Here is a 7,344-nt window from a genome sequence, read left to right as displayed (position 1 = left end):
TTCAATAACGGCTTGGGCTTGCGGGTGTTGGCAGTAGGGGAAACGCAGGTATTTCACACGTGCTATATGTTGTCGGTGAAGGCATAATGATTTGAATCAATAATAATCAGAGGTAAGTAACAAAAAAGGTGATGAAAATCGCTGAAAGCCTTATTCTGTAAGATTTTTAGGGGCTCAATACCCGTGACGGCAAAAAATGTCCTTTTGGTGTTTGGACATGTGGTTTACCGGTGACCGGATGTGTCTGCGGGAGCAATATGCGGCAAAAAATATGCACAGATTGAAGCAGTTGGCACTGAACCTGATCAACCGGGACAAATCGGTCAAACGGAGGATCAGTTCAAAACGGTTAATGGCGGCCGAAGACTTTGAGAATGCTCTGAAAAATCCCTTTTTCCGACCATCGGTGAAAGGTGCGTAACAGGGAATTGGCTTTATCCGATGAGGGTGGAATGTCTTCCTACGGTATGCCGGTGCCGGTACAATAGCGTATTGCTTCTATCGTCTGACGCAGATTTTTGTTATGGTAAACTCCTAAATCAAGCAGAATAGTCAATTGCTTTGACCGGTATTCATCTGTAAATAATGTTCGAAGCAAGGTAGATAAGAGGGTTTTGTTTGGCGACAAAAATTCTAACTTATCTGCCTTTATTTTGTTTAATATTGGCGATATGACAAGTCATTGTCAGGAAGCCTTGGTGGCTTCACGATAAAAGGCTGTCTGAAAAAATCACATGGTGTGTTTATTTTTCAGACGGCCTTTTTGGCAACAGGTTTACTGTTCCGCTTTCAGCACATTTGGCAACAGGTTTACTGTTCCGCTTTCAGCACATTTGGCAACAGGTTTACTGTTCCGCTTTCAGCACACGTTGGCGGCGGGTTTCGCTCAACACCATGCCGGCGGAGACCGACACATTCATGCTTTCAACGGTGCCGAACATCGGAACCGACACCAGCATGTCGCAATGTTCGCGCGTCAGGCGGCGCATGCCTTCGCCTTCGCTGCCCATCACCCACGCCAGGCTTTCCGGCAGGTCGGTATGGTACAGGTCGGATTGGCCGCCTATGTCAGTGCCGACAATCCAAATGCCGTATTCTTTCAATTCGCGCAAGGTGCGTGCCAAATTAGTGACAGTGATATAGGGCACGGTTTCGGCCGCCCCGCAGGCAACTTTGCTGACGGTGGCGTTTAAGCCTGCGCTTTTGTCTTTAGGTGCAATCACCGCATGCACGCCCATGGCATCGGCGGTACGAAGGCAGGCGCCCAGGTTATGCGGATCGGTAATGCCGTCAAGTATCAATAAAAATGCCGGTTCGCGCAGGTTTTCCAATACGTCTTCCAAGTGGACGTGGTTTTTAGATGCATCGATAAAGCCGACCACGCCTTGATGGCGTGCACCTTTAGCGATGGTGTCAAGACGGTTGGCCTTGGCAAAATGCAGGCGCACGTTTTCGGCGGCGGCTTTTTCCAATATTTCACGCGTGCGGGCATCGTTTTTGCCTTCTCGGACGTAGAGTTCGGTAATGGATTTCGGGTTTTGCCATAAACGGGCGTTGACGGCGTGGAAGCCGTAAATCAATCTTTGGTTGGTCATTGTTTTACTTAATAAAATGTTTCGAACGGCATTATACGGGATTTGTATGAGGCCATCTGTACGGTGTGACCGCAATCTTTGCCTGCCCTTTAACCTGCCGTGTTGTGGAAAACGGTTTTGCAGCTTCAAGGCTGTCTGAAAAATGATTGGCTATTTTTCAGACAGCCTGAAAGTGACAACATCGAATCAGGCAATAATCAGGCAATAAATGACCTGATTTCTTTATTCATTGCGTTGAATTTCGCTTCGGCTTCGTTCATGCTGCTGCCGACGGCAGAAATGTAGAACTTAATCTTCGGCTCGGTACCGGAAGGGCGCACGGCGACCCAAGAGCCGTCGGCCAGGTAGTATTTCAAAACATTGCTTGGCGAAGTATTTAAAGCGGTGATGTTGCCATCTGCACCGATGGCAGTTTGCGCTTGGAAATCTTCTACTTTTACGATGTCGGTGCCGTTAAACTGCTTCGGCGCGTTGGCACGAAATTTATCCATCATTGCTCGGATTTCTGCTGTGCCGCCGATGCCGTTCATGGTGATGGAAACCGGTTTATCGAAATAATAGCCGTATTCGCGGTAAATTTCATCAAGACCGTCGGCCAAAGTCATGCCGCGTGAACAGTAGTAGGCAGCAATTTCGGCAAATATTACGGCGGCTTGCACCGAGTCTTTGTCACGGACAAACGGTTTGATTAAATAACCGTTGCTCTCTTCAAAGCCGAACAAATAGCCAAATGCCTGCGTGCGTTCGAATTCGGCAATTTTTTCGGCAACAAATTTGAAACCGGTCAATACGTTGAATACCTTCACGCCATAGCTTTCGGCGATTTTGCCGACCAATTCGGTGGATACGATGGATTTGCAGATGGCACCGTTTGCCGGCAGCGTACCGGCTTGGCGGCGTGCTTCCAAAATGTATTTGGCCATTACGGCACCGATTTGGTTGCCGGTTAAGGTTAAGTAGCTGCCGTCGGCTTGGCGGATTTCCGCGCCTAAGCGGTCGGCATCAGGATCAGTGGCGAGCAGCAGGTCTGCACCGACTTCTGCACCCAGTTTCTCAGCCAAGGCAAATGCAGCTTGGCTTTCGGGATTGGGTGATCGGGCTGTGGTGAAATTCGGATCGGCCACGGCTTGTTCTTCTACCAATTCAAACGACTCAAAACCGGCTTGCTGCAATGCGCGGCGTACCATCATTTCCCCCGTACCGTGCAGCGGGGTATAGACGATTTTCAGGTTTTTGCCGTGTTTCTGAATCAACTCGGGATTGATGGTTACGGTTTTGACGGCGGCCAAGTATTTTTGGTCCATCTCTTGACCCAGCAACATAATTTTGCCTTCTGAACGGGCGGTGTCGAAATCGGCCACATTGATGGCAAACGGGTCTTCTGCGTTGCGGATGAGTTTGGTCAGCACGGCGGCATCGTCGGGCGGCAATTGGCCGCCGTCTTCACCATAAACCTTGTAGCCGTTGAATTCGGCCGGATTGTGGCTGGCGGTAATCATGATACCGCCGGCAGCTTTCAGTTCGCGTACAGCAAAGGATAATTCAGGGGTTGGACGCAATGATTCGAACACATAAGCCTGAATGCCGTGTTGCGCCAGTAAGGCGGCGGAGTCAAACGCAAATTCTTGCGAGAAATGGCGCGAATCATAGGCAATCACCACCCCGGCAGCTTTGGCGGCTTCGCCTTTGGCGGCAACCAGTTGCGCAAAGCCTTCGGTGGCCTGGCGTACCACATAGCGGTTGATGCGGTTGATACCGGCACCGATGACGCCGCGCATACCGGCAGTACCGAATTCCAGCGGTGCGTAGAATGCGTCTTCTTTAGTTTTTTCATCCATGGCCGATAATTCTTGTTTTAAAAAGTCAGGCATGTCGGGAAAATCCAACCATTTTTGATAGGTTTCTTGGTAAGCCATCTAATCGTCCTTTTGGTTAAAAACAGATTGTGAACAAGGTTATACTCTCAGTGTACATTGATTCCGATTCGTGGTGGCGGTAAGGTTTTGTTGCCGTATCAAACAGCCGGGTATGCCTGATGAAGCCACGCCGATGATGACCGTAACCAACATGGAAAAACGGCTGGCCGCCAATACAGTCAAGGCAGTGGCAATCAGTTTGTGCGGTTTGTCGGACACAAAATACGGTGTAATCACCGAAATCAACACGCGGTGTGCACGCTTGCTCAATATGCGGTTGTGCAGGGCAAAAAAACCAATCAGGCGTGTAGAGGTGTAGCGCAGGTTACGCACAGCATAGCGCAAAAGAGCAGGAGTCGAGCAAAATCATTTTTGCTCCCCCGGCAGATAGGCCGTGAGCAGGCCGGACAATGTGTCCGTCAGTACGCACCATGCGCCGTCAACGCTCAGGCAGGTGGGACTTGTGACAATCAGGCTGGCAAACCAAGGCCGTGCCACTGCAAAGTTTTTCCACAAGCTGCTCATAATTACCAAAAACACTGCCGGAAACGCCATGCCGAAATCTTAAGTCGACACATTACCGAACATCGGGCTGATGGCCGCGCCGAGTGTGGCAAACCGAATCCATGTGGTGTATATAATGAAAAACGTGCCGCCGTAATACGCAAAATTAAAACCGGTCAAACCGACGGTTTTGCGCTTTTGTACATCGGCCAAACCCAGTGTCCATATTTCTTTACACATATAAAAACAACGAAGGCAGCACTTTTTTCATCGGCGCGGTTTTCATATACGGCGCGTGGGCCGCCCCCATCAAAATATGGTGCGAGTTGATCATAAGGGTGATCATGAACAACATGATAACCGGCAGCTGATGTACCCACAAATTGACTGCACCGAACTCCGAGCCGGCGGTAAAATTCATTGCTGTCATCAGCATTATTTTCAGCCAGCCTATGACTTCTTGCGCGCCTTATACATCAAAAATCATTGTCCAAGGTAATAAGCCGATAAGCATGGGTGAGCGGTCTTTGCTATCACGAAAAATCCTTGCTGCGGAAAAGTATCATGATGGGAAACGTTCCAATATTAAAAAGGCGCATTATACACACATTGATTTTCAGACGGCCTGTTGCGAAAACGATACGAATGAACTAATTCTTTTTAGTTATAAAAACTGATAAGGAGAGATGGTAAAACGACATTTTTTAACCAATCAATCGGTTCGCCGCATGAAAATCCCCTATATATTTTTGTTGGCCGCTTTAGTATCAGGTCAAGTTTCTGCCGTTGAAATCACCGTATCTGCCGCCTCCAGCCTGAAAGATGCGTTCAACGACATTATCATAGATTATCACAAACAATATCCACAAAGCAAAATCAGACTTAATACCGCTGGCTCGGGTGCCTTGCTGCAACAGGTGGTGCAGGGCGCACCGGTGGACGTGTTGGCCTTTGCCGATGAAATCACTATGAATCAGGCGCAGCAGAAAAACGTGATTGATGCCGCCAGTCGCAAAACATTCGCGCAAAATGCTTTAGTGATTGCCGCGCCGAAAAGCAGCAAATATACGGTTAACAAACCCGGCGATTTGCAAAGCCGGCATTTTGACCGCATTGCCGTCAGCAATCCGGCGAGCGTACCGGTCGGACGTTACACTAAAGCCAGTTTGGAAAAAGCAGGCTTGTGGGCAGGTTTGCAGCCTAAAATCATCACCACGCAAAACGTACGGCAATCCTTAGATTATATCGCGCGAGGAGAAGTCGATGCTGGCTTTGTGTATCGAACCGATGCCGTTTTGATGAAAGATAAAGTGAAAATTCTGACGGCAGTACCGACACAAAGCGCGGTGTCTTATCCGATTGCGGTCAGCAAAACCACCAGACAGCCGGCAGAAGCCGGGCGGTTTGTACAGTATGTGTTGTCGGCGCAGGGACAAGCCGTGTTAAACCGCTATGGATTTAAAAAACCTTGATGGATTTTGGTAAAACAGGCCGTCTGAAAGCATAACGATTGTTCAGACGGCCTGGGACTTTACTTGTTTTCTGTTCTGCTTGTTTTATCAAGAATGAACATGCTCATTTTGTTTTCAGACGGCCTCGAACCTTACCAATGAACGGAACCTTACTGACCACCTTATGGCTTTCACTTAAAATCGCCGCCACGGCTACGTTGTTGAATACCGTGTTTGCCGTTGCTGTCGGATTTGTATTGGCACGGTGGCGTTTTGTCGGTCGCAACCTGCTCGACACGATATTGACCTTGCCGATGGTGCTGCCGCCGACTGTGTTGGGCTATTATCTTTTGGTGGCATTCGGCCGCAACAGCACATTGGGCGTTTGGCTGAAAGAATCGTTCCACATCAACCTGGTTTTCACTTGGCAGGGCGCAGTGATTGCGGCGATGGCGGTGACGTTCCCGCTGATTTTCAAACCGGCGCGGGCGGCGTTTGAAGAAGTAAATGCGCAATTGGAACAAGCGGCGCGGGTGTTGGGTTTGAGTGAAGCGGCGGTGTTTTTCCGTGTCAGCCTGCCTTTGGCGTGGCGCGGGATTCTGGTCGGTATTTTGCTGGCGTTTGCCCGCGCATTGGGTGAATTTGGTGCGACTTTGATGATTGCTGGCAGCATTCCTGGGCAGACGCAGACTTTATCGATTGCGATTTACGAAGCAGTGCAGGCCGGCGATGACGTGTTGGCAAACGGTTTGGTGCTGCTGGTGTCGGCGGTGTGTATCGTGATTTTACTGACAGCCGGACATTTGATGCGCGTGAAAGGCGGAAGAAAATAATGCTGTTTGATATTGAATTGCACAAGAAACTGCCGTCGTTTACCTTGAATGCCACCCTGAAATCCGATTCGCGGCGAGTTGTCATTTTAGGCGCCTCCGGCTCGGGTAAAAGCCTAACCTTGCAATTATTGGCCGGTTTAATTCAACCTGACAGCGGTCATATCTGCATCAACGGCGAGACATGGTGGGACGATCGCACAAAGTTAACCACACAAGCGCGCAAAGCCGGTCTGTTGTTTCAAGATTATGCCTTGTTTCCGCATTTGACCGTGGCGCAGAATATTGATTTCGGTTTGGCAACAGGCTGGCGCAATCCGAGCAAAAGGCCGTCTGAAAAGGCAAAGCATTGGTTAGAATTGCTTGATTTGACACACATCGCTAACCATTATCCCACCCAAATTTCGGGCGGGCAAAAACAGCGCACAGCCTTGGCTCGAATACTGATTACCGCCCCGAAACTGCTACTGTTGGACGAGCCGTTTTCCGCTTTGGATGCACAATTGCGCGAACATACCCGCCGTGAAGTGTCGGCTTTGCAGCAGGCCGCGGGTGTGCCGATGATTTTGATTACGCACGACCGTGCCGACGCTGAAGCATTGGGACAGGAGGTCTGGCACATGGAGCATGGTACGCTGCATTTGGAGAAAGCATATTAGGGCGTGTCCTCATTTCATCATGCGGCATCTTTCCGGCATAAAAAACCGTCTGCGGCGTTGGAAATGCACGCAAGAAATCCGACTTTGCCGCGCCGGCCGGTTTTACCGGCGCAGTGTGTCAAACCGTTCTCTTTGGGTACCGCCTTGCATACGTGCTTTTTCTCCCCGAAAATCTGCGGTGCAGACGAAATGAGGACATGCCCTAAAACCGATACGGCGTTGGCCTGTTTTACCGTACCAGTCGCCGGCTGTCCCGTACCAATTCTTTATTGATGACACTATATTATTATTGATTCAAATCATTATGCCTTCACCGACAACATATAGCACGTGTGAAATACCTGCGTTTCCCCTACTGCCAACACCCGCAAGCCCAAGCCGTTATTGAA

The 7,344-nt window shown here is 49.6% G+C and carries 10 protein-coding genes; 4 read left to right on the top strand and 6 right to left on the bottom strand.

Features of this window, described 5'->3' with window-relative positions; genetic code table 11:
* Window positions 1–217 precede the first annotated feature (217 nt).
* Entirely contained in the window at window positions 218–421 is a 204-nt protein-coding gene (locus C7N83_RS12310) for a hypothetical protein (protein ID WP_146135158.1), read from the top strand.
* Between the two features lie 424 nt (window positions 422–845).
* On the opposite strand, the gene rlmB is transcribed toward C7N83_RS12310, so the two are convergent.
* From rlmB to C7N83_RS16780, 6 genes are all read right to left on the bottom strand, one after another.
* Entirely contained in the window at window positions 846–1,595 is a 750-nt protein-coding gene (gene rlmB / locus C7N83_RS12305; protein ID WP_106742989.1) for a 23S rRNA (guanosine(2251)-2'-O)-methyltransferase RlmB, read from the bottom strand.
* A 197-nt stretch (window positions 1,596–1,792) separates the two neighbouring features.
* A complete protein-coding gene (locus C7N83_RS12300) occupies window positions 1,793–3,511 on the bottom strand; it encodes a phospho-sugar mutase (RefSeq protein WP_106742987.1) in 1,719 nt (572 codons plus the stop codon).
* Between the two features lie 39 nt (window positions 3,512–3,550).
* Window positions 3,551–3,856: a hypothetical protein gene (locus C7N83_RS12295; protein WP_106742985.1), complete on the bottom strand. Its 306-nt coding sequence runs from the start codon at window positions 3,854–3,856 to the stop codon at window positions 3,551–3,553.
* Window positions 3,857–3,877: 21 nt separating this feature from the next.
* Window positions 3,878–4,066 carry a hypothetical protein gene (locus C7N83_RS16790; protein ID WP_342747616.1) on the bottom strand — a complete coding sequence of 63 codons (189 nt, stop codon included), beginning with the start codon at window positions 4,064–4,066 and terminating at the stop codon, window positions 3,878–3,880.
* 9 nt (window positions 4,067–4,075) lie between these two features.
* Window positions 4,076–4,228 (bottom strand): hypothetical protein, encoded by a 153-nt coding sequence (locus C7N83_RS16785; RefSeq protein ID WP_342747615.1) that lies wholly within the window; start codon window positions 4,226–4,228, stop codon window positions 4,076–4,078.
* Window positions 4,229–4,247: 19 nt separating this feature from the next.
* On the bottom strand, window positions 4,248–4,436 hold the full coding sequence (locus C7N83_RS16780; RefSeq protein ID WP_342747614.1) for an AzlC family ABC transporter permease: 189 nt from the start codon (window positions 4,434–4,436) through the stop codon (window positions 4,248–4,250).
* A gap of 307 nt (window positions 4,437–4,743) precedes the next feature.
* On the opposite strand from C7N83_RS16780, the gene modA reads away from it, so the two are divergent.
* From modA to C7N83_RS12275, 3 genes are all read left to right on the top strand, one after another.
* On the top strand, window positions 4,744–5,487 hold the full coding sequence (modA, locus tag C7N83_RS12285) for a molybdate ABC transporter substrate-binding protein (protein WP_106742992.1): 744 nt from the start codon (window positions 4,744–4,746) through the stop codon (window positions 5,485–5,487).
* A gap of 137 nt (window positions 5,488–5,624) precedes the next feature.
* On the top strand, window positions 5,625–6,299 hold the full coding sequence (gene modB, locus C7N83_RS12280; protein ID WP_106742983.1) for a molybdate ABC transporter permease subunit: 675 nt from the start codon (window positions 5,625–5,627) through the stop codon (window positions 6,297–6,299).
* Window positions 6,299–6,955 carry a sulfate/molybdate ABC transporter ATP-binding protein gene (locus C7N83_RS12275; protein WP_106742982.1) on the top strand — a complete coding sequence of 219 codons (657 nt, stop codon included), beginning with the start codon at window positions 6,299–6,301 and terminating at the stop codon, window positions 6,953–6,955. Before modB ends, C7N83_RS12275 begins: the two co-directional genes overlap by 1 nt.
* Window positions 6,956–7,344 lie beyond the last annotated feature (389 nt).

Source organism: Neisseria iguanae (assembly GCF_003013245.1).
GTDB lineage: Bacteria > Pseudomonadota > Gammaproteobacteria > Burkholderiales > Neisseriaceae > Neisseria > Neisseria iguanae.
The sequence above is the reverse complement of the archived record's forward strand: the minus strand, read 5'-3'. Positions and strand labels throughout refer to the sequence as shown.

Bases quoted from the DNA above. Each gene is read 5' to 3' on its own strand.
- C7N83_RS12310 (WP_146135158.1), top strand. From the start codon at position 218: ATGTGGTTTACCGGTGACCGGATGTGTCTGCGGGAGCAATATGCGGCA.
- rlmB (WP_106742989.1), bottom strand. From the start codon at position 1,595: ATGACCAACCAAAGATTGATTTACGGCTTCCACGCCGTCAACGCCCGT.
- C7N83_RS12300 (WP_106742987.1), bottom strand. From the start codon at position 3,511: ATGGCTTACCAAGAAACCTATCAAAAATGGTTGGATTTTCCCGACATG.
- C7N83_RS16790 (WP_342747616.1), bottom strand. From the start codon at position 4,066: ATGGCGTTTCCGGCAGTGTTTTTGGTAATTATGAGCAGCTTGTGGAAA.
- C7N83_RS16780 (WP_342747614.1), bottom strand. From the start codon at position 4,436: ATGAATTTTACCGCCGGCTCGGAGTTCGGTGCAGTCAATTTGTGGGTA.
- modA (WP_106742992.1), top strand. From the start codon at position 4,744: ATGAAAATCCCCTATATATTTTTGTTGGCCGCTTTAGTATCAGGTCAA.
- modB (WP_106742983.1), top strand. From the start codon at position 5,625: ATGAACGGAACCTTACTGACCACCTTATGGCTTTCACTTAAAATCGCC.
- C7N83_RS12275 (WP_106742982.1), top strand. From the start codon at position 6,299: ATGCTGTTTGATATTGAATTGCACAAGAAACTGCCGTCGTTTACCTTG.